We start from the raw sequence: 19,405 nt of genomic DNA on the forward strand, positions 1-19,405 counted from the left end.
CCACCCTGTGCCGATTGATCCGCGGCGTTACTGGCCTCAGCTCCATGCCGTTACGACATACTGGTGCCTTTATGGCACTCTAGTGTCACGAACACTAATGCTAGTATTTCGCCATGTCAACGACCAAATCGAATGATTTTTCGGCTGCCGGGTTGCGCAAGGGCCGTGCCAACCAGAAACTGCGCACGCGGCGTGCGCTGCTTGAAACCGCTGCTGTGATGATTGCCAAAGGGCAACGACCGACCGTAACGGAAGTCGCCGATGCCGCGGAGGTTTCGCGACGCACGGCCTATCGCTACTTCCCGACGCAAGTGAAGCTCATGACGGAAGCGGCACTGGAAGGTCTCCGGCCGTCGATGGAGTCAGCGCTCGATGCCGCACCATCGGGCACCACCACCGGCGCGATCGAGGCACGCGTTGACGCGTTGGTGGAACAGATGCAGCGCCTGGCACTGGCCAACGAACCGCTTCTGCGCACGATGATCCACGAAACCGTGCTGCACTTGCCCAGCGATACACATCCTCCACGGGGCACGCGCCGTGTCGAGTGGATCGAGGCCGCCGTCTCGCCCTTGCGTACGCGTCTGGGCCCGGCCGCCTATGCACGCCTGGTGTCGGCACTTGCATTAACCACCGGGATCGAAGCACTGCTGGTGCTTCGTGACATCCGCGGCTTGTCGGCCACGCAGGCCGTGCAAGTCAGTCACTGGATGGCGCGGGCCTTGCTGAAGCAGAGCCTGGCCGATCGCCAGGCCGGACAGCGCCGGGCACGTGCGAAGCAGCGGGAAGCCGATGAATCGTAGAGGGCTTGCTTCCAGCAGCGCTGATGGTCCGCAACCAGCGGTTCAAGGGGTTTCCATACCAACGGGCCACTGCCCAGGCGATCAGGGCCGACACCAGGAAGTACACCCCCAGCATTGGCAGCTTCCGCCCGGCATCCATCGCAGCCCTCGGTATGACTTGCTGCATCAACCCAAGTACCACGATATGAAACAGGTACAGCTCGTAGCTATGCGAACCCAGCCACCTTAGCGGACCTCCCACGCGAGTGGCCAGGGCGCCGGCGGGCAGCTTCGACACAGCCACCAGGAATATGGCTGCGGCAACACCCATCTGGGTCGCTCCGAATGCCTCGTTGCCGTCGATCCCGCGCATGTATATCCATCCCATGGCACCCAGGAAGAGCCACGCCAGGATCCGGCGGTACCCGTTGCCCCACTGCACCGACCCGGCGGCGACTGCTGCGGCGCAGCCATAGACCAGCATGTCCACGCATGCCAGGTTGCCATACATGAAGAACAGTTCGTCGCTGCGATAGATCCACCGGTAGGCAGGCCCGACGATGAGCCCAAGGCAACCCACCACCACTAATGGCCAACGGCGCCGGGCGAACACCAGGACGAGGGGGTAGACAAGATAGAAGACCTCCTCCACCGACAGCGACCAATAGATATTCATCGCATAGTTGAAATAGCCCACGCTCTCCATCAAGAGGTTGTGCCAGAAAGTCAGCACCGAGACATTGGCAACCAGGAAGAACCCGCTGCCGAGGTTCTTCCCATGGACGATGTTCGAGAAGCTCGGCAGTCCGGCCAGTCCCAGTGCCGTGATGACCAACAGGGCAAGCACCACCGATGGATACAGGCGAAACAGCCGGAGCTTGTAAAAGTGCAGAACGTCTGTATCAGCCAGCGAGCCGTAACGACGCAGGATGTTTGTTGTGATCAGGAAGCCTGAGATCACAAAGAACACCGATACGCCATAGTTACCATTGAAGAAGATCGTGCGTAACGTCTGCACGGGGATCCATTCATTCAACGGGCTTCCATGCAACCGGTAGGCCAGTGAATAGTGCAGCAGCATGACCAGCACGATCGAAATCCCCCGCAGGATGTCGATATGCACGTTCCGTTGGTCCGTCATCCCCGCCCCTTCCCTGGCCCCGTGTGAGCGGGGCGATTATATGAGGTCGCACGCAGCTCGCTACCCTTGCCTTTCGCAAATGATTGCGTGGGGTGGGGTCGGCATTTCGTACGAGCAGGCGATGCTGCGTTGCGGGATGATCCGGTCGTGAAACATCCCGTGCATTGTGCGGTTGCCGTACCCGACCCTTCCCAGGCGGGTATCGCATCGCAGCAAGAAAGCGCCTGAGACTGAATGAGTTGTTATTAATTCGTGTACGAATATCCGGAAATTCCTCACGACAAAACTGCATTTTTGCCTTGATGCCGCCACATACACGTCGTTAACTTGATGCAGGTCGCAAAAAACGACCACGTCGCTTTAAGGCGCCCGACGGGCCGTCTATGCTGAATCCCTTCATCGATCTTTGTCCCCCAGGTCGATGTGGCGAAGGACATCGTGCGATCACGAATGGCGTCTGCACGGGCATCGTCATTGCCCGTCGCTGAAAAAAAGACGTCCGCCTCATGTGACTAAAACAACGCATCTGCGCGATGCGAGGTGTGCTTGCGTGTCATGCAGGCGCAAGGTTTCGGCTGCGCGACGCATCTCGAACATCGATAAACGTGCCACACCCATGCTTTTCTACCCATTCATCATCGGTGAGATATAAACGGCTAGACGTCCATTCACTCCCCAGGAAACATGCTGCCGCATGACGACGAAGATTGATCAGGCTCATGACGACGACACCATCGATCTCAATGCGTTGCTCGGCACACTGCTCGACCACAAGTGGCTGATCGTTGCCATCACTGGAACGTTCTTCGTGGTGGGTCTGCTGTATACGTTGCTCGCTACGCCGATCTACCAGGCGACGGCGGTGGTGCAGGTAGAGCAGAAAACGCCCAGCCTGCCCGGGCTCACCGACCTTACCCAGTCGTTGGGAACCACAGCATCCCAGGCAGTCACCGAGATCGCACTGATCACCTCGCGTCTGGTGATCGGCCAGGCCGTGGGCGATCTTCGCCTGGACATCCAGACACAGCCCTGGCGCTTGCCCATCGTGGGCGATTACCTGTCGCGAGGCCACGACCCCGGTCATCTTGGGTCTCCGCGTTTTGGCCTGAGTCGCTACGGGTGGGGCGGCGAGGTGCTGGACATCTTCAAGCTCGACCTGCCCGACACCATGGTCGGCAGCAAGCTTGAATTGCGCACGGGTGAGCATAATCAGTTCAGCCTGTACGACGACAAGGGCAAGCGGATCCTTGAGGGCGCGGTCGGCGAACTGATCCATGGCCGGGGCGTGACCATGCAGGTCAAGCAGCTCACGGCGAACCCCGGTACACGCTTCGACGTCGTGGAACAGCCGGCCCTGACCACCATCGGCCACTTGCAGACAGATGTCGTGGCGCTGGAGGAAGGCAATGATTCGGGCATTATCGGCCTGACCTACAACAACGCCGACCCGGTGCTGGCGCAGCAGGTACTTGCGCACATCACCACCGCGTATGTTCGCCAGAACGTCGAGCGCAATTCCGCCGAAGCCGCCAGCCAGCTGCAATTCGTCAAGGATCAGTTGCCCAAGGTACGGCAGGACCTGGACAAGGCGCAGGCAGCGATGACCGTCTTCCAGACCCAGACGCACGCGGTGGACCTGAGCATGCAGACCAAGGGCCTGCTCGACCAGATCGTGGCCGTCGAGACCAACATCCAGCAGCTGCACCTGCAGGAAGCGGACATCGATCGGCGCTTCACCCATGATCATCCGGCTTACAAGGCGTTGCAGCAACAGATGGGCCAACTTGAAGCACAGAAAAGCCAGATGCAGAAAGAGGTCGGCGGCCTGCCCGACAGCCAGCAGCAACTGCTCAAGCTCAATCGTGATGTGCAGGTAAGCAGCAATACCTATACGAGCCTGCTCAACCAGGCCCAGCAACTGGATATCGCCCGTGCCGGCACCGTGGGCAACGTGCGCATCGTCGATACCTCAGCGGTGGACAAGACCCAGCCAGTACAGCCGCGCAAGGCCCTGATCATCATCATCGCCACCTTCCTGGGCGGCTTCGTGGCGCTGGCCTTTGTATTCCTCAAGCAGATCCTCAACCGCGGCATCGAGGATCCCGCGATCATCGAAGATCTCGACCTGCCGGTTTACGCGTCGGTACCCTTAAGCCCCAGCCAGACTTCACGCTCATTCAATGGGCATCGTCCCCGGAACGGCCGTGGCCCCCTGCTCGCGATCTCCGACCCGGCTGATCTGGCAGTGGAAGCCATCCGCAGCCTGCGCACCAGCTTGCATTTCGCCCGGCTCGAGGCGAAGAACAACGTCCTGATGATTACCGGCTCCAGCCCCAACGCCGGCAAGACCTTCATCTCGGCGAACCTTGCCGCCGTGATCGCGCAAGCAGGCCAGCGTGTGTTGCTGGTCGATGGCGACATGCGCCGCGGCACCTTGCATCACCTGTTGGGAATCAAGCCCCCCATGGGTCTGTCCGACGTGCTGGTGGGCGGAGCGGAGCTTTCCGAGGTTCTGCAGCAGGGGCCATTGCCGAAAGTGGATTTCATCAGCCGGGGACGGGTGCCGCCCAACCCCTCGGAACTTCTGATGCACGAGAACTTCACCAGGTTCATCGCCGACGTGGTGTCGGCCTATGACCTGGTCATCATCGATACCCCGCCGATCCTCGCGGTCACCGACGCAGCCGTGATCGGCCACCACGCCGGTACCAGCCTGCTGGTGGCGCGCTTTGGCCTGAACAAGGCACGCGAGCTGGCACTGGCGAAGCAACGGTTCGAACACAACGGAGTAGAGCTCAAGGGCGCGATCTTCAACGCGGTGGAGCGTCGTTCGTCGGGCTATTCCACCTATGCCTACTACAAGTACAAGGCCGATCCGGCCTGAACCGCCTCCCTGGGCAAGGGGCACTGCATGAATCGAGCACCATGGCGCGTATCCTGATCGTCGGCAACCATACCTGCGGCAACCGCGGCGACTGCGCCATCCTGCGCGGCCTGCTGCAATGCCTGGAAGACGTTTTGCCGGACAGCCGGATCGACGTCACCAGCCGCTTTCCGACCAGCTCGCAGTACCTGCTCGGCCGTGCACTTCTTCCCGACGTGCTCAACGCCTACTACCAGGATGCCGGCAAGCAGCGCCTGGGCGCCATGCGTTCGGTGTTGTTGAGAAGGCTGGTGCCCCGGTTGTTGCACGGGCACCTGCGAAGACGCTGGTGGGCACGCTGGCTGAAACTGCCGCGGCATCACCGCCAGTACATCGATTCGCTCAAGGCATACGACCTGGTGATCCAGGTGGGTGGTTCGTTCTTTGTCGACCTTTACGGTGCAACCCAGTACGACCTGGTGAGCTGCGCCCTGCTGGCGGAACGGCCGACGTACATGATCGGGCACAGCGTTGGCCCCTTCAAACATGCCTTCTTCCGAAGGGTATCGCAGGATGTGATGCAGCGCGTGAACGCACTTGCCCTGCGCGAGGAAGTGAGCGTGCGCCACATGCACGACAGTGCGATACCGCAGGACAAGGTGCGCTGGACCTCAGATACGGCCTGGCTGGTGCATCCGGGTACGCCCGTGGCGGTCGATACGGCGCAACCTACCGTGGCGGTGACCTTCCGTGAACTGGCGCCGTTCGACAAGCGCCTGGGTATCACCCAGGCGCAGTATGAAACCGCCTTCGCCGAACTCCTCGATGCGGTGATCGAGGCCGGGTACCGGGTGGCGGCGTTCTCTACCTGCACGGCGATCGATGGCTACCCGAAGGACGACCGCATGATCGCGCTCAAGGTACGGGCGCGGTTACGCCACCCGGAAAGCTTCCATGTCGAGATGAATGAATTGAACGACATCGAACTCGGCCACCGGCTGGGCGCCTGCGTGTTGACTATCGGTACCCGCCTGCACAGCGCGATCATCTCGATGAACTTCGGTACGCCTTCGGTGGCGCTCAACTACGAGCACAAGTCCGAGGGCATCATGAAGCGGCTTGGCGTGGACGACCTGGCGGTGCCGGTACCTTCGCTGCTGGACGGCAGCTTGCGCCATAAGGTGCTGGCGCTGCTCAAGGACGACACGCTGCGACCGAGGGTGGCGGCGGCCGTGGCCCGCGAGAAAGCCTTCGCCAGGGAATCCCTGCTCGCCACCTTGGCGATCGGGCCATGACCATGCCGATCCTGTTTGTCCTTCCCGAGTTTCCACGGTACTCCGAGACCTTCGTCATCGACCAGATCGTGGGCCTGCTCGACCGCGGTTTCGACGTGCGCATCCTGGCGATCAGCCGCGGTCCGTCGCCTGCCGCCGACGACATCGTGGCGACGCGCGGGTTGATGGACCGCGCCACTTTCATTTTCGATCATCCGGCCAGTGGCTCGGCCGGCTGGCAGATCATGCTGCGGCGCCTGCGCCAGGTGCTGCCCGGCCTTCCCCGCGCGCGGGTACGACGGGCATTGTCGGTGCGTCGCTTCGGTCACAGCGCCAAGACCCTGATGCTGGCCGGCGCGGTACGACGGCTGCACCAGCCGCTCAGGGCGCGGGCGATCATCGCGCACTTCGGGCCCACGGGTGTATTGGCGGCGAACCTGCGTGAGCTGGGTTTGCTTGACGGGCCGCTGTTCACTGTATTCCACGGTTACGACCTGTCGCGGCATAGCGTGCTGGCGCGGCATGGCGGCGACTACCAGCGGTTGTTCGCCAGCGGTGAACGCATGCTTCCCATCAGCATGCTCTTCGAGCGCAAACTCCAGGCGCTGGGGTGCGAGCCTGGGAAAATCCAGGTGCACCGTATGGGCGTGGACCTGGATAGTTTCCCCTTCCAGCCGCCCGCGGATACGGCGCCGTCGAACGGCCGAGCGTTGCGGGTGGTCTGCGTGGCGAGGCTGGTCGAGAAAAAAGGCGTGATCTTCCTGTGCCAGGCCATTGGCCTACTGGCGCAGCGGCGGATTCCGGTGGAGCTTGAGGTGATCGGCGACGGGCCGCATCAGCAGGAGCTGGAGCGGTTTGTTGCCGGGCAAAAGCTCGGGCAGCAGATCGCCATCCGTGGTCGCCGCGACAAAGCCTATGTGCAGGCGGCGCTTGGCCGCGCCGACGTATTCGCACTGCCCAGCGTCACGGCGGCCGATGGTGACCAGGAAGGCATCCCGGTGTCGCTGATGGAGGCGATGGCAAGCGGCGTGCCTTGCCTGTCTACCGTGCACAGCGGTATTCCTGAACTGATCGACGATGGCCGGTCAGGCTGGTTGGTACCCGAACGCGACGTGTCCGCGCTGGCCGACAAGCTTGCCAGCATCCAGCGTGGTGACTTCGACCTGCCGGCGATCGCGCGGTGCGCGCGAACCACTGTCGAAATCCATTTCAACCAGAGCCGGTTGCATGACCAGCTCGCCGCGCGCCTCACCTAGGACGACCCCGCCATGATCTCCGCCAGACGCGACGCCTTCTGGACTGCAGGGTCGGCCATGGTCAGCGCGGCCAGCCAGCTGATGCAGATCGCGGTGCTCGCCCATCACGTCGACGCCCATCTGCTCGGCGCACTGGCCATCGTCAACGTGGTCAATGCCATCGCCATGCTGTTGCAGGACATGGGCCTGAGCAGCTATCTGGTCCATCGACAGAACATCAGCCGGCCTGAACGCACGTCGCTGTTCATGATCAGCGCGGGGTTGGGCCTGACCTCCGCACTGGTGCTGTTCGGGATTTCCTACGGTGTTGCGTACTTCTATGGCTCCGATGTATTGGGCCACCTGCTTCGGCTCTCCACCGTCAACTTCGTGTTGCTGGGGTTCGCCTCGCAATACCAGGCCAGCCTGATCAAGGCCTTCGAATTGCCAAGGCTAGCGCGCATCGAGATGATCGGCCGGGTATCAGGACTGATCACCTTGCTGGTACTGGTGTTCGCTTATGGCGCCTCGATCGAGGCGGCGGTGTACGCGATGATCGTCAACAGCCTGGTGCGCCTGGTGTGTTTCGTCACGATTGCCGAACGCAGCTGGCATCCAGGCCGTAGCTTCGATCGCGGCATTATCCGCCAGGCGTTGAGCTACGGCGCCTTCCAGCTTGGATCGCAGGTGATCAACCAGCTGCGCAGCCAGGCCGACCAGATCATCCTGGGCAAGTTCCTGGGCCTTGCCTCGCTGGGCGTATATTCCCTGGCCAAGGAACTGATACTGCAGCCGACCAAGCTGATCATGCCGGTGGTGCAGCGGCTGGCCCTGCCGAGACTGGCGATGCGCCAGAACGACCCGCTGGCGATGCGCCAGATCTACCTGACCGGGCTGCGCGCGGTGTCGATCTTCAGCGCCAGCGTGTTCATCATGCTGGCTGTCTTTGCACCGCCCGCGGTAGCGATCCTGTATGGCCATCGCTATGCCGGTGTGTCCGAACTCATCCCCCTGATGCTGCTCTTTGGCATGTTGCGCCCCCTCGGTTCGTTGATCGGCGCCTTAAGCCAAAGCCTGGGCCGCTCGGACATCGAGTTCGGCTGGAACCTGAAGATCTGCGGGATCACCTTGCTGGTGAGTGTGGCTGGTGCGCTGTCGCGCTCGCTCGAGGTCATGGCGGTGGCGCTGGCGATCAGCCAGCTGCTGGCCACGGTGCTGTCCTATTACTTCTTCGCATCGAAGATCGTCAGCCTTACCGCGCGGGAGTTCTTCAGCTCCTGGATGGTGGAAAGCTTCGTGCCCTACATCTTCCTGATGCTGGCGGTGGCGCTGTACCCGGCGAACGACTGGAAAGCCAGCATTGTGCGCCTGGTCCTGGTAACCCCGCCGCTGCTTTGGGTCATCTGGCGGGGGCGCCATGTGTTCTTCAAACAACAGGTTCAACCGGTGGTCGCCTGAGATGAAACGGGAAACGAACCGCATCGAAAGAGTGAGGCTGCCATGTCGCTGGTGAGCGTCTATATTCCCACCCGCAATCGCTCGGCGCTGCTGCGCCGGGCGGTCGATTCAGTGTTGGCACAGGACTATCCCGAGATCGAGGTATTGATCTGCGACGAAGCCTCCACCGACGACACTGCCGAGGTGGTGGCCGATTATGTCCGCCGTTACCCCGGCAGGTTCACCTATCTGCGCAATGAAATGCCCCAGGGAGCGTGCCGTGCACGCAATCGCTGCATCGAGCATGCCGTGGGCACCTATGTCACCGGCCTGGACGACGATGACCTCTTCCATCCACAGCGGATCAGTTGCCTGGTAAACCTCTATCGCCGTCATTCACCGTCGTTTGCGTGCAGCCGCTTCAAGTATTTCCAGGTACCGGCGCAGATCAGCTCGTTGCTCGGCCGTCGTTTTGGCGACACGGAGCTTGCCAGGGTCGATACCGTTGCCCTTCCCGCCCTGCTGTATGCGAACCTGGCCGGCAACCAGGTGCTGACCGAGCTATCGCGGATGCGCGAGCTGGGTGGCTTCGACGAGTCGATGCCGTCGTGGCAGGACTACGACATGTGGGTGCGCCTGGTTCATCGGTATGGTGCGGCCGTGCGTACACGACCGCTGCTCTCCTTCGTTGATGACGACCGTTCCCGCGCGCGCATCCGCAACTCGAACAAACGCGCCGAGGGCAGCGAACGGTTCATCGCCAAGCATGCGGGCTTGATGAACCCCGACCAGCAGCGCAATCACCGGAACATCCAGTACGTGATGAACCGGCAGCGTCCGCCACTGGGCGAGATTGCCCGCAATATTTCCTTCGGAGGCTATAAATCGACCGTGAAGGTACTGGTGCACAAATTCTTTGGCGTGGCCATCGGATGATGGTGATGTCCTGGCCCGCCGCTACGCATTTGAGCTGCACCACGCATGTGGGCGATGAGGCTGCCGCATGCTGATCAACAAGACGCGTGTGGCTGCGATAACGCTGATGGCCATGCTATTCGTGCAGATACCGCTGACGCATAGCACCGCCAGCAAGTCGCATGTCAATGTCTATCACATCCTGCTGTTGTTGATGCCGATGCTTTACTTTCCGGCGCTGCGCTACCTGAAACTGAACCCCGCCACCGCATTTATCGCGGTGATGGCGGTGACTTCGTTGGCAGCGGCCGCCACCTACGGCGGCGGCCTTCGCTCCACCCTGATCCTGTTCGTGGCCACATCGTATTTCCTCGGCGTGGTATTCGGTCGGAAACTGCATGAGATGGAACTGCGCAAGATCTTCATCTGGATACTGGGCTGTTGCCTGGCATTCCTGATCGTGCGGGATGCCGTCTACGCCGGCCAACTTGGAGCGGTTTATGCGCGCAGCGAAACAGCATCAAGCGTGCTTTACATGTCCACTGGCGGACGTAATATCGAAGCGAGCCTGCTGGCGTTGCTTTCTATCCTCCTGCTCGGTACCCGCGCCTATCCGATCGCCGCCGGCATTGCCCTGCTGACCAGCGCCACCATGCTTTCCCGCGCAGGCCTGGTGGGTACGGCGATATCGATCGGCATCGCCGCCTATCGCACGCGCAAAACCCGTTACTACTATCTGTACAGCTTCCTGGCCATGGCCATGGTGGTGCTGGTGGCAGGGATGGTGTTGTCCTCGGTGATCGACATCCCGGTGCTGGACCGTTTCAACCTCCAGGCCGAAACAAACCTCGAACACAAGAATGTCGGCCGCCTTGCCCTGTGGACCACCGCCGGTACCGCGCTGGCGCAGAACGTCCTGGGCTACGGCGTGGGCAATGGCGTGCCGTTGATGGAGCAGATTTCAGGCCTTACCTTTGTCGAGAACAACGTCCACAACATCTACCTTCAGTTCCTGCTCGAAGGCGGCGTGCAATCGCTGCTGCTGTTCCTGGTGATGACAGCCCACATTGTGTTCAGCCCGACCGAAGGCCAGCAACGCAATGTCAAGGCCTTCCTGGTGTGCTACCTGATGCTGGCCTTCATCGAATTCAATGGCTACGAGGCTTACTTCTGGTTCTTCGTCGGGATGTTCTATGCGCGCAACGACATGCGCCGCGCCCAGGCGCAGCTCGACGCCGCCGAAAGGGAAAAAGTCCGACGGAACAAAAGACGGACGTTGCCGAAACCCGAGCCCAGCCAGGATCCGGTCCATGCTTGATGACTTTCGCGCCGACGTCCGCCGACTTAAATCGCTTCCCGGCTTCCGCGGGATGGTCTGGTGGATGCTCGACCAGTCGTTCTGGGTGATCCTGAGCTACCGTCTGATCGCCACCTGCCGCGGCACCTGGTTGCACGCGCCTCTGCGCGTTCTGGAGAAAGTGGCCGAGTTCGTCTTCAAGTGTTACTTGCCCACCACAGCCACCATTGGCCCTGGCCTTGTGATCTACCACGCATTCGGCGTGATCGTGAACGGCAAGACCACCATCGGTGCGAACTGCACGCTATATGCCCGTGTTTGCATCGGTAATCGCTGGCCCGGCGACGGCACGCCGGTGATCGGGGACAACGTTACCATCGGTACCGGCGCGTGCATTTTCGGTCCGGTGGTGATTCCCGACAACTTCGTGGTGAAGGCCAATGAGGTCATCACCCCCTCTTCGCTGCGCGCCAGCGCCCACCCTTCCGGAGATCCGTCATGAGCGCGGCAGACGTGAGATTGTCGATCATCATCATTACCTGGAACGAGCGGGAAAACCTTGAGCGCTGCCTGCGCTCGTTGATGGACAAGGTCGACTTCTCCCGCGATGAAGTGATCGTGGTCGACAACGGCTCGGCAGACGGCAGCGCCGAATTCGTCGCCACCCTGCCACAGGTCCGCTATTTTCCCCTTGAGCGCAATTTCGGCGTGGGTCCGGCGCGCAACCGCGGCCTGTTCCTGTCGCGTGGCAAGTACTGCATGACCCTGGATAACGACACCATCTTCCTGACGCGGGACCCGGGCACGATTGTGGAGGATTTCTTCCACGCCCATCCCGATGCCGGGGTGGTCGGCTTCCAGTTGCTTAACGTCGATCGCAGCCGGCAGGATTCAACCCGGCGCTTCCCGCGCTTCTACCAGCCGATCGCCGCGCGCATTCCCGTAAGCCGCAAGCTCGGTTTCGTCAAAAGGGAACTGGAACGGCACCTGATGCTGGACACGCCATTCGACGACGGCAACGACCCGCTGGAAGTGGACTACGTGCTCGGCGCCAACCAGACCTTCACCAAGGATGTCGCCGCCCGGCTGATGGGCTACGACGAGCGGATCTTCTTCGGACCCGAAGACGCCGAGTTCTGCGTTCGCACGCACAAGCTCGGTCTGCGCAACTATTACTGCCAGCAGATTTCCATCGTGCACGACTACAAGCGGCGCACGCGCAAGTTTTCGAAGCTGGCCATCAAGCACCTCGCCGGATTCGCCTACATGTTGAAGAAGCATGGAGGGGTCTATCGCTACTCGCTGAGCGAACGGCGTTGAAACAGGAGACACATCGTGCATCGTCGGAATTTTATCGTCCAATCACTGTGGACCATGGGTGCCCTGGCCGCCCTGCCCCTGCGTTATGCCCACGCCGCCACCGCTGCCGGCAAGCACTACTACCTCGACAGTAGCGCCGGTAACGATTCCCACGACGGAAGCAGCCAGGCGCAGGCCTGGCGAAGCCTCGACCGGCTCAACAAGGCCACGTTCGGCGCAGGGGACCAGATTCTCTTCAAGCGTGGCGGCGACTTCCCCGGCGTGTTCCAGCCGAAGGGCTCAGGCGTCGCCGACGCACCGGTGGTGGTGGATGCTTATGGCAGTGGCGCCCTGCCCCACCTGCATGCCGATGGCCGCGCCCCGTCCACCGTGCGCCTGCAGAACGTCGAGTACTGGACGTTGCGTAACCTTGAGATTTCCAACCGGGGGCCGCAACCCGGCCCGCGACGCACGGGTGTGCACCTGTTCCACAAGGACTTCGGCATCGCCCACGGCATCGTGCTTCAGGGCCTGCACGTGCACGACGTGAATGGCGTGGCGATCAAGCAGCAGGGTGGCGGCAGCGCCATCCTCGTCGAAGCAAGTGGCAAGACCCGGGCCACGCGCTACCAGGGCCTGACCATCGCCGACAACACCATCGAGCGCAGCCAGCGCGACGGCATCCTGTTCCTTGCCGCTGGCAACCGCACCGGCGGCCTTGCCACGGGTGTCGTCGTACGCGGCAATCGGATCAGCGAGGTTCCTGGGGACTGCATCCTGGTCAAGGGCTGCGACGGTGCGTTGGTGGAGCACAACACGGTGAGCCGTTGCGGCGCCCTTCCGCGCGGCGAAGCAGCGGCCGGTATATGGCCCTTCGATTGCGACAACACCATGGTGCAGTACAACGAGGTAAGTGATCACAAGGCCTACGCCGACGGCCAGGGCTACGATTCGGATTTCCGCTGCCGGCACACGGTGATCCAGTACAACTATAGCCACGACAACGTCGGCGGTATGGCCCTGGTTTGCAACGATGGCCGAAGCGCCGGTGGCATCGGTAACACCGGGACTATCGTGCGCTTCAATGTAAGCATCAACGATGCCCTGCGCAAAACCGACAGCGCATCGTTGCGCATCTCAGGGCCCGTGGATGGCAGCCAGATCTACAACAACATCATCATCATTCCCGAAAAACCTATCGCCGGCGCCCAGGTCACTGTGTTCAAGGCCACCAGCTGGAAGGGCGTTCCCAACAGCACGGCCATCCACGACAACATCGTGGTATCGCCGCAATCCCCCGGCGTCGACATGAAACTGGCCACGGGAACCCAGCTGGGCGAGAACCATTTCTTTGCAGGCAACGATAAGGTGCCCGCCGCGCGCGCGAATGTACAGATGCTGGACCGCTTCAAGCAGCACCGTCCTTCGCTTGCGCAGGTGAACGCCCTGGCCAAGGCATGTTTCGCCAACGGGAAGGCAGTGCCCAACGCCCTTGAACTCATTGACAGGATGACTTAACCGGCGCTTCGTTCCGCGGCGGCGTCACCCGTGAATTTCGCCGCCGCGGCATCCCGGCGCAACGCCAATGCCTGGATCAGGCGCTTGCCGAGCGCCTGTCCCGGCACTTCCACCAGGCGATAGGTCAGGCTCGATACCACTACGGTGCCTGCCAGCGCGACCAGCACCGTGGCGACAAAGTACAGATCGGGGGTCAGGTGATCGCCCGCATGGACTTTCGCCAGGAGTTTGCGCGCCACCTGCAGCATGAAGAAGTGGGTGAGATAACCACTGAAGCTGATCTTCCCAATGTGCTGCAACGGCCGGTTGACCAACCAGCGGTAAGGCTGCCGGTACAGGCACAACGCCAGCAGGGCAAATGCGGCGCCATAGACGAACACGGCACGCGGGTCGTCCAACCATGGCGGCAACACCAGCAGGGTGGCCACCGCCAGCATGAACAGGCACGCATTAACACCGCGACTGGTCTGCCTGAAGAAAGTGGCCACCCGCCCCGCCTGGCCGAACATCACGAAATAGGCGCAGATGCCGAAGAGGAAGATCGGCAGCTGGTTGGGCAGCCAGACGAATACAAAGCGTTCCCACAGGCCAGGGTCGTCGATCGGCGGATGTTGCAGCAACAGCGGCCATCCCCACACGTTCAGCAGCAGGCATAGCAGCAGCGCGCCAAAGGCGCGGGGGAAATCCTTGAGCGCCAGGAACACAAGGGGGAAGACAAGGTAGAACGACATCTCCACGCCGATCGACCAGCCGCCTGGCACGACGTCGTTGGCGCCCAGTAGCCAGGACGGGTTCCAGCCGTTGGTGAAGCTAAGGGTGCCCAGCACCGTAGGCCATGGCGGGAATGCGTGGCCCTTGAACAATGCCGGCGCCACACAGTAGATGCCAAAGGCGAGGTAGAACATCGGCGCGATCCGGAAAAGCCGGCGCACGTAGAAATTCAGCCACTCGTTGCGCTCGCTGGCGCGCTTGCCGGCGGAAAGGAACAGGGTCAACGCGCTGACCACGAAGAAAAGCTGGACGCCACGGGCACCCTGCGCCGCATAGCGGCTAAGCCACGGCGACATCAACGCCTGATGGCCCATCGCCTGGTAGATCTCCACGTTCCGTTGCGCATGGCTTATCAGCACGCCGATGATCGCGATGCCGCGCAATGCATCGATGAAGTCGAGCTGGACCTTGGGCCTGGCTTGCATGGTCAACGCCAGTGGGGTTCCAGGTGCCACTGCCAGGCGCTGGCGAGGATCTCATCGAGGCTGGCCATGCGCGGCTTCCAGCCAAGACGCTGGCGCGCCTGCAAGCTCGACGCCACCAGCGTGGCGGGGTCGCCCGTACGGCGTGGCGCGATGGCATGCGGTACCGGCCGGCCGGTCACCCGCTCGGCGGCGGCGATCACCTCACGTACGCTGAAACCCTCGCCGTTTCCCAGGTTGAAGGTGAATGCGCCCTCGTGCCCGGCCAGGTATTCGATCGCCAGAAGATGCGCCGAGGCAAGATCGTTGACATGGATGTAGTCGCGCACGCAGGTTCCGTCACGCGTGTCGTAGTCGTCGCCGAACACCTTCAACGCCGCAACCTGCCCCAGTACCGCCTTGAGCACGTTGGGGATAAGGTGCGTTTCCGGATCATGCGCCTCCCCGATCGACGCCGATGGATCCGCACCTGCCGCATTGAAGTAACGCAGCGCCACCGAGCGCAGGCCATAGGCTGCGAAGGCGTCGGTGAGTACCCGTTCGATCATCAGCTTGCTCTGACCGTAGGGATTGATCGGTTCGGTGGGATGGGTCTCGTCGATGGTATCGGCCTGCGGGTGCCCGAACACGGCCGCGGTGGAAGAGAACACCAGGCGGTCCACGCCGGCATCGCGCATGGCGCCCAGCAATACAAGTGTATTGGCCACGTTATTACGGTAATAAAGATACGGGTCGACCACGGATTCGCCGACCAGCGAGCGCGCGCAAAAATGGATGACTGCATCGAAACGGTGCACGGCGAACAGGCGTGACAGCCGCGCCGCGTCGCCGATATCGCCGTGGACGAAGGGCACCTGGGCCGGTACTGCCTCCCGATGCCCGGTGGACAGGTCGTCATAGACCACCACTTCATGCTGGTTTGCAACCAGGTACCGCACCATGTGCGAACCGACGTACCCTGCCCCGCCACAGATCAGAACCTTCAAGCGACACCCCAGTTCACGGTAATGAGTTCAATTGCAATGAACCAGCGCTTCCCTATCTGGGTTCCTCGACCACCACAGGCTCCGCCGTGGCAAGTGGTGCGTCGGACACCTGCAGGACGGATGCCGCCTTCCCTTCGCTGTGCACGAATCCCTTGAAGATCGTCAGGAAGATGATGCGAAGGTCGAACCCGAGCGACCAATGATTGATGTAGTAGATATCGTGCTCGATGCGCTTGACCAGGTCCGTATCGCCGCGCCAGCCATTGATCTGCGCCCACCCGGTAATGCCTGCCTTGACCAGGTGCTTGTGCATGTAGCCGCTGATCTCGCTCTTGAACTTCTCCACGAACATGGGGCGCTCGGGGCGAGGACCGACGATGGACATGTCCCCGCGCAACACGTTGAGGAACTGGGGCAGCTCATCAAGGCTGGTCTGTCGGATGAAGCACCCGAAACGCGTGGTGGTCTTGGTCTGCGCCCCGCCCCACTGCACGCTCTTGCCCTTCTCCATGTCCACCGGCATGGAGCGGAACTTCAGCATTTCAAATTCCTTGCCGTCGAGCCCCACGCGACGCTGGCGATAGAGCACCGGCCCGGGGCTGGAAAGCTTCACGCCCAGTGCCAGCGCCACCATCACCGGGCTGATCATGAGCAGGATCAAACCTGAGATCACGCGGTCTTCAAAGCCCTTGAGGATCCACGCATGGCCTAGCAAGGGGCTTTCGCGAAGGGTGACCACAGGCAAGCCGCCGCAGTCTTCCATGCGATGGTTGATCAACTTCCGACCCAGCATGTCGGGCACGAACTTCACTGTCATCACGTGTTCGTCCATGCGATCGAGGACGTAGCTGATGGCGCGGTTTGCGCTGACGGGAAGCGCGAGCAGAACCTGGTCCCATTGACCGCGACTGAGGATCTCCTCGATATGCTTGAGGGAACCGGCAACGGGAATGCCCGCCGGGACCGCGTGGTCATAAGGCGTTTTGACGTAAGCGGTGATCTTCATGCCCAGGCCGAGATTGGCCTCCGCTTCGCGGACGATGTGGATGCCGGCATCCGTGGCGCCGATCAAAAGGCAACGTCGCATGCCGATGCCGCGACGACGAAGATCCTGCAACGCAACGACAGCAAGCTGCCGTACGAATGCAAGGAATGCCAGGCCGAGGAAGAATGTAAGCGACGCCCATGCACGCGAGTACAACTGGCTTGCCTTGAGCAGGTACGCAAGCGCAATCAAGGTTGCGAAGGCCATGGACCACGATGCCGCAATGCACAAATACTGACTTAACGGCCGCTCGCCAAGGGGCTGGTCGTAGACTTTCAGGACGACCGAAACGGCCATCGTCATGATCACCAGGAAGAGCAGTGCAACGCCGTAGATGCCATTCATCCGCATCGTGTCGAAGCGGATGAAATAGGCCAGGTAGCCCGCTGCCAGCACGCAAAGTGGATCGCTCACGCGGAGTTCAAGATCCAATAAAGCGTTGAATTTTGTCAATTGCATGACAGGTGCCTCGTGCTGGCGTGCCAACACCGGCAATGCCGGCGTGTCCAGTGACGTGCCCCCCGTAGAGCCGGCGTGTCCCGTCCAGGGGACACAACCAAAGCCCAACACGTTTCGATCGAAACCATTGGGAACGGATTTCGACCTGCAATGTGTTCGCGCTTTCTACTTGCGAAGCCTCATGTTGCACCGCGACGAAACAAGCATCAATCCGTCAACCGAGAATTTGCGGGTCGTATCACAAAAACAGTGCTCGGATTTCCTTGTTCAGCTGGTTGACTTGACCATCGGTGATCGTTGGCAGTGAATACAACCTGCGCTGCGTGTACGTGTAGCTGAACGCATTCATGCGCGTGTTGCCCATCGAACCAACATTGCCAGGAGAAACCGACAGTGAGACGCTTATTCTTCGCATGCATAGTTCTTGCCGGAACTGTTCCTTCGTGGGCACAGGACCAACAACCTTCCAATGCCCCCGCTCGTACGCAGGACAACCAGAACAGGCCGCGCATCGCCAATCCGAACCAGGCACGCCAGGCTTCAAAAGGCACGCTGACACCTGCCCGTGTGGGGCCCGGCACGGCCGCCATGGCGGCGGTCTCAGGCGCTACCGCGAACGACACCAATGGCACGGGCAACGATGGGACGGGCGGTACCGGAGGTACGGGCGGCACGGGAGGTACGGGGGGAACGGGGGGTACGGGCGGCACGCATTGATCATTCTCACGGTAATTTAGACGTCTAAATGTCCAGTTGCATTCCTTTGCCGTTAATGATCGATCGGTTTTAGTGTGTCGATGGCCTCCGGCCCCACGGTGCCTCGACAATAGGATCCCGCCCACGATGAAGTTCCTGCCAACTCTCGGTCTGGCCGGGTGCTGCCTTATGTTGCACGCATGCATCCTGGCGCCCGGCCAGCACATGAAAACCGGTGAGTTGAACGACAAGGAAAGCGCCACTGGCAGCCGTTACCAGCTGATTCCCATCACGCCGAAGCTGATCGCGATGGATCGGGCCAGCAGCACCGTGCCCGGCGTTGATCCGAGCCTCATCGCCTACCAGCCCGATTCCTATCGCATCGGCCCGGGCGACTCGCTGTACATCACGGTGTGGGAGCACCCCGAACTCACCTCGCCGGCCGGGTCGCAACAACAGACCGCCGCCAATGGCCGCCTGGTGCGCCCGGACGGCACGCTTTTCTATCCGTATGTCGGCCTGTTGCATGCATCGGGACTGACAGTGGAAGAATTGCGCGTGGCGATCACCGACCGCCTTACCAAATACGTTGAGAAACCACAGGTCGACATCAGCATCGTCAACTACGCCAGCCAGCGGGTGACCCTGGGCGGCGCTTTCGTCAAGACCGATCCGCAGGACATCACGGTAACTCCATTGACGCTTGCGCAAGCGGTGGGCACCGCTGGTGTCAATGCGCAGCTGGCCGATCTCTCCGATGTGGTGTTGCGCCGGGATGGCCATGAATACCATCTGGACCTCGATGCCCTGTCGCATGCGCCACAAGGCGCCCAGGACATCTACCTCAAGGGCGGCGACAGCATCTACCTGCCTTATAACGACCGCCATGAAGCTTATGTGCTCGGTGAAGTGCTGCGTCCCCAGGCTATCTCGTTCAAGACCAGCGACCTCAGCCTGACCCAGGCGCTGGGACGATCCGGCGGCCTGAACCAGACCAGTTCCCGAGGGAAGTCCGTCTACGTGATCCGCGGTGTGGAGAACATGGAGAAGGCGCCTGCGTCGATCTACCAGCTCGACAACACATCACCCTCTGCCTACGCGGTGGCCGCGCAGTTCTCGGTCAAGCCTGGCGACGTGATCTTCGTCGGGCCGGCTGGCATCACCCGCTGGAATCGCTTCCTCAGCCAGTTGCTGCCCCTTTCGGGCCTGATCAGCAACGCGGCCAACGCGCAGTACAACCTGGATCGCGATAGCCAGCTGTAGTG

Annotated in this window: 15 protein-coding genes; 11 read left to right on the top strand and 4 right to left on the bottom strand. The window is 61.5% G+C overall.

From position 1 onward, the window contains the following. Window positions 1-113: 113 nt before the first annotated feature. A complete protein-coding gene (locus tag VGM61_RS16820) occupies window positions 114-803 on the top strand; it encodes a TetR/AcrR family transcriptional regulator (RefSeq protein ID WP_331524045.1) in 690 nt (229 codons plus the stop codon). Here VGM61_RS16820 and VGM61_RS16825 read toward each other — a convergent pair. After that, window positions 700-1,923 carry an acyltransferase gene (locus tag VGM61_RS16825; RefSeq protein WP_331524046.1) on the bottom strand — a complete coding sequence of 408 codons (1,224 nt, stop codon included), beginning with the start codon at window positions 1,921-1,923 and terminating at the stop codon, window positions 700-702. The genes VGM61_RS16820 and VGM61_RS16825 overlap by 104 nt on opposite strands. Window positions 1,924-2,617: 694 nt before the next feature. Here VGM61_RS16825 and VGM61_RS16830 point away from each other — a divergent pair. From VGM61_RS16830 to VGM61_RS16870, 9 genes are all read left to right on the top strand, one after another. After that, window positions 2,618-4,807, top strand: a complete 2,190-nt coding sequence (locus tag VGM61_RS16830; RefSeq protein WP_331524047.1) for a polysaccharide biosynthesis tyrosine autokinase — start codon at window positions 2,618-2,620, stop codon at window positions 4,805-4,807. A 41-nt stretch (window positions 4,808-4,848) separates the two neighbouring features. Continuing rightward, window positions 4,849-6,081, top strand: a complete 1,233-nt coding sequence (gene wcaK, locus VGM61_RS16835; RefSeq protein WP_331524048.1) for a colanic acid biosynthesis pyruvyl transferase WcaK — start codon at window positions 4,849-4,851, stop codon at window positions 6,079-6,081. Continuing rightward, entirely contained in the window at window positions 6,078-7,316 is a 1,239-nt protein-coding gene (locus VGM61_RS16840) for a glycosyltransferase (RefSeq protein ID WP_331524049.1), read from the top strand. The genes wcaK and VGM61_RS16840 overlap by 4 nt, the downstream gene beginning before the upstream one ends. A gap of 12 nt (window positions 7,317-7,328) precedes the next feature. Beyond that, window positions 7,329-8,753, top strand: coding sequence for a lipopolysaccharide biosynthesis protein (locus VGM61_RS16845; RefSeq protein ID WP_331524050.1), 1,425 nt, complete (start codon window positions 7,329-7,331; stop codon window positions 8,751-8,753). 42 nt (window positions 8,754-8,795) lie between these two features. Continuing rightward, window positions 8,796-9,668, top strand: a complete 873-nt coding sequence (locus VGM61_RS16850) for a glycosyltransferase family 2 protein (protein ID WP_331524051.1) — start codon at window positions 8,796-8,798, stop codon at window positions 9,666-9,668. 67 nt (window positions 9,669-9,735) lie between these two features. Then, window positions 9,736-10,965 (top strand): O-antigen ligase family protein, encoded by a 1,230-nt coding sequence (locus tag VGM61_RS16855; RefSeq protein ID WP_331524052.1) that lies wholly within the window; start codon window positions 9,736-9,738, stop codon window positions 10,963-10,965. After that, on the top strand, window positions 10,958-11,446 hold the full coding sequence (locus VGM61_RS16860) for a DapH/DapD/GlmU-related protein (protein WP_331524053.1): 489 nt from the start codon (window positions 10,958-10,960) through the stop codon (window positions 11,444-11,446). Before VGM61_RS16855 ends, VGM61_RS16860 begins: the two co-directional genes overlap by 8 nt. Further along, window positions 11,443-12,264, top strand: coding sequence for a glycosyltransferase (locus VGM61_RS16865; RefSeq protein ID WP_331524054.1), 822 nt, complete (start codon window positions 11,443-11,445; stop codon window positions 12,262-12,264). The genes VGM61_RS16860 and VGM61_RS16865 overlap by 4 nt, the downstream gene beginning before the upstream one ends. A 15-nt stretch (window positions 12,265-12,279) precedes the next feature. Then, a complete protein-coding gene (locus VGM61_RS16870; RefSeq protein WP_331524055.1) occupies window positions 12,280-13,761 on the top strand; it encodes a right-handed parallel beta-helix repeat-containing protein in 1,482 nt (493 codons plus the stop codon). Here the strand turns inward: VGM61_RS16870 and VGM61_RS16875 are convergent. From VGM61_RS16875 to VGM61_RS16885, 3 genes are read right to left on the bottom strand one after another with little or no spacing between them, the layout of a single operon-like run. Beyond that, complete coding sequence (locus tag VGM61_RS16875; RefSeq protein WP_331524056.1) at window positions 13,758-14,957, bottom strand: acyltransferase; 1,200 nt, start codon at window positions 14,955-14,957, stop codon at window positions 13,758-13,760. The genes VGM61_RS16870 and VGM61_RS16875 overlap by 4 nt on opposite strands. A gap of 2 nt (window positions 14,958-14,959) precedes the next feature. After that, entirely contained in the window at window positions 14,960-15,940 is a 981-nt protein-coding gene (gene galE / locus VGM61_RS16880) for a UDP-glucose 4-epimerase GalE (RefSeq protein ID WP_331524058.1), read from the bottom strand. Window positions 15,941-15,992: 52 nt separating this feature from the next. Beyond that, window positions 15,993-17,444 carry an undecaprenyl-phosphate glucose phosphotransferase gene (locus tag VGM61_RS16885; RefSeq protein WP_331524060.1) on the bottom strand — a complete coding sequence of 484 codons (1,452 nt, stop codon included), beginning with the start codon at window positions 17,442-17,444 and terminating at the stop codon, window positions 15,993-15,995. An 843-nt stretch (window positions 17,445-18,287) separates the two neighbouring features. Here VGM61_RS16885 and VGM61_RS16890 point away from each other — a divergent pair. After that, window positions 18,288-19,403, top strand: a complete 1,116-nt coding sequence (locus VGM61_RS16890) for a polysaccharide biosynthesis/export family protein (RefSeq protein ID WP_331524061.1) — start codon at window positions 18,288-18,290, stop codon at window positions 19,401-19,403. The last annotated feature ends 2 nt before the right edge of the window (window positions 19,404-19,405 follow it).

The sequence above is a fragment of the Pinirhizobacter sp. genome, from assembly GCF_036499745.1.
In the GTDB taxonomy this organism is placed as follows: Bacteria; Pseudomonadota; Gammaproteobacteria; order Xanthomonadales; family Rhodanobacteraceae; genus Pinirhizobacter.

Bases quoted from the DNA above. Each gene is read 5' to 3' on its own strand.
- VGM61_RS16845 (WP_331524050.1), top strand. From the start codon at position 7,329: ATGATCTCCGCCAGACGCGACGCCTTCTGGACTGCAGGGTCGGCCATG.
- VGM61_RS16830 (WP_331524047.1), top strand. From the start codon at position 2,618: ATGACGACGAAGATTGATCAGGCTCATGACGACGACACCATCGATCTC.
- VGM61_RS16820 (WP_331524045.1), top strand. From the start codon at position 114: ATGTCAACGACCAAATCGAATGATTTTTCGGCTGCCGGGTTGCGCAAG.
- VGM61_RS16825 (WP_331524046.1), bottom strand. From the start codon at position 1,923: ATGACGGACCAACGGAACGTGCATATCGACATCCTGCGGGGGATTTCG.
- VGM61_RS16860 (WP_331524053.1), top strand. From the start codon at position 10,958: ATGCTTGATGACTTTCGCGCCGACGTCCGCCGACTTAAATCGCTTCCC.
- VGM61_RS16890 (WP_331524061.1), top strand. From the start codon at position 18,288: ATGAAGTTCCTGCCAACTCTCGGTCTGGCCGGGTGCTGCCTTATGTTG.
- VGM61_RS16855 (WP_331524052.1), top strand. From the start codon at position 9,736: ATGCTGATCAACAAGACGCGTGTGGCTGCGATAACGCTGATGGCCATG.
- wcaK (WP_331524048.1), top strand. From the start codon at position 4,849: ATGGCGCGTATCCTGATCGTCGGCAACCATACCTGCGGCAACCGCGGC.
- VGM61_RS16885 (WP_331524060.1), bottom strand. From the start codon at position 17,444: ATGCAATTGACAAAATTCAACGCTTTATTGGATCTTGAACTCCGCGTG.
- VGM61_RS16850 (WP_331524051.1), top strand. From the start codon at position 8,796: ATGTCGCTGGTGAGCGTCTATATTCCCACCCGCAATCGCTCGGCGCTG.
- VGM61_RS16875 (WP_331524056.1), bottom strand. From the start codon at position 14,957: ATGCAAGCCAGGCCCAAGGTCCAGCTCGACTTCATCGATGCATTGCGC.
- VGM61_RS16840 (WP_331524049.1), top strand. From the start codon at position 6,078: ATGACCATGCCGATCCTGTTTGTCCTTCCCGAGTTTCCACGGTACTCC.
- VGM61_RS16865 (WP_331524054.1), top strand. From the start codon at position 11,443: ATGAGCGCGGCAGACGTGAGATTGTCGATCATCATCATTACCTGGAAC.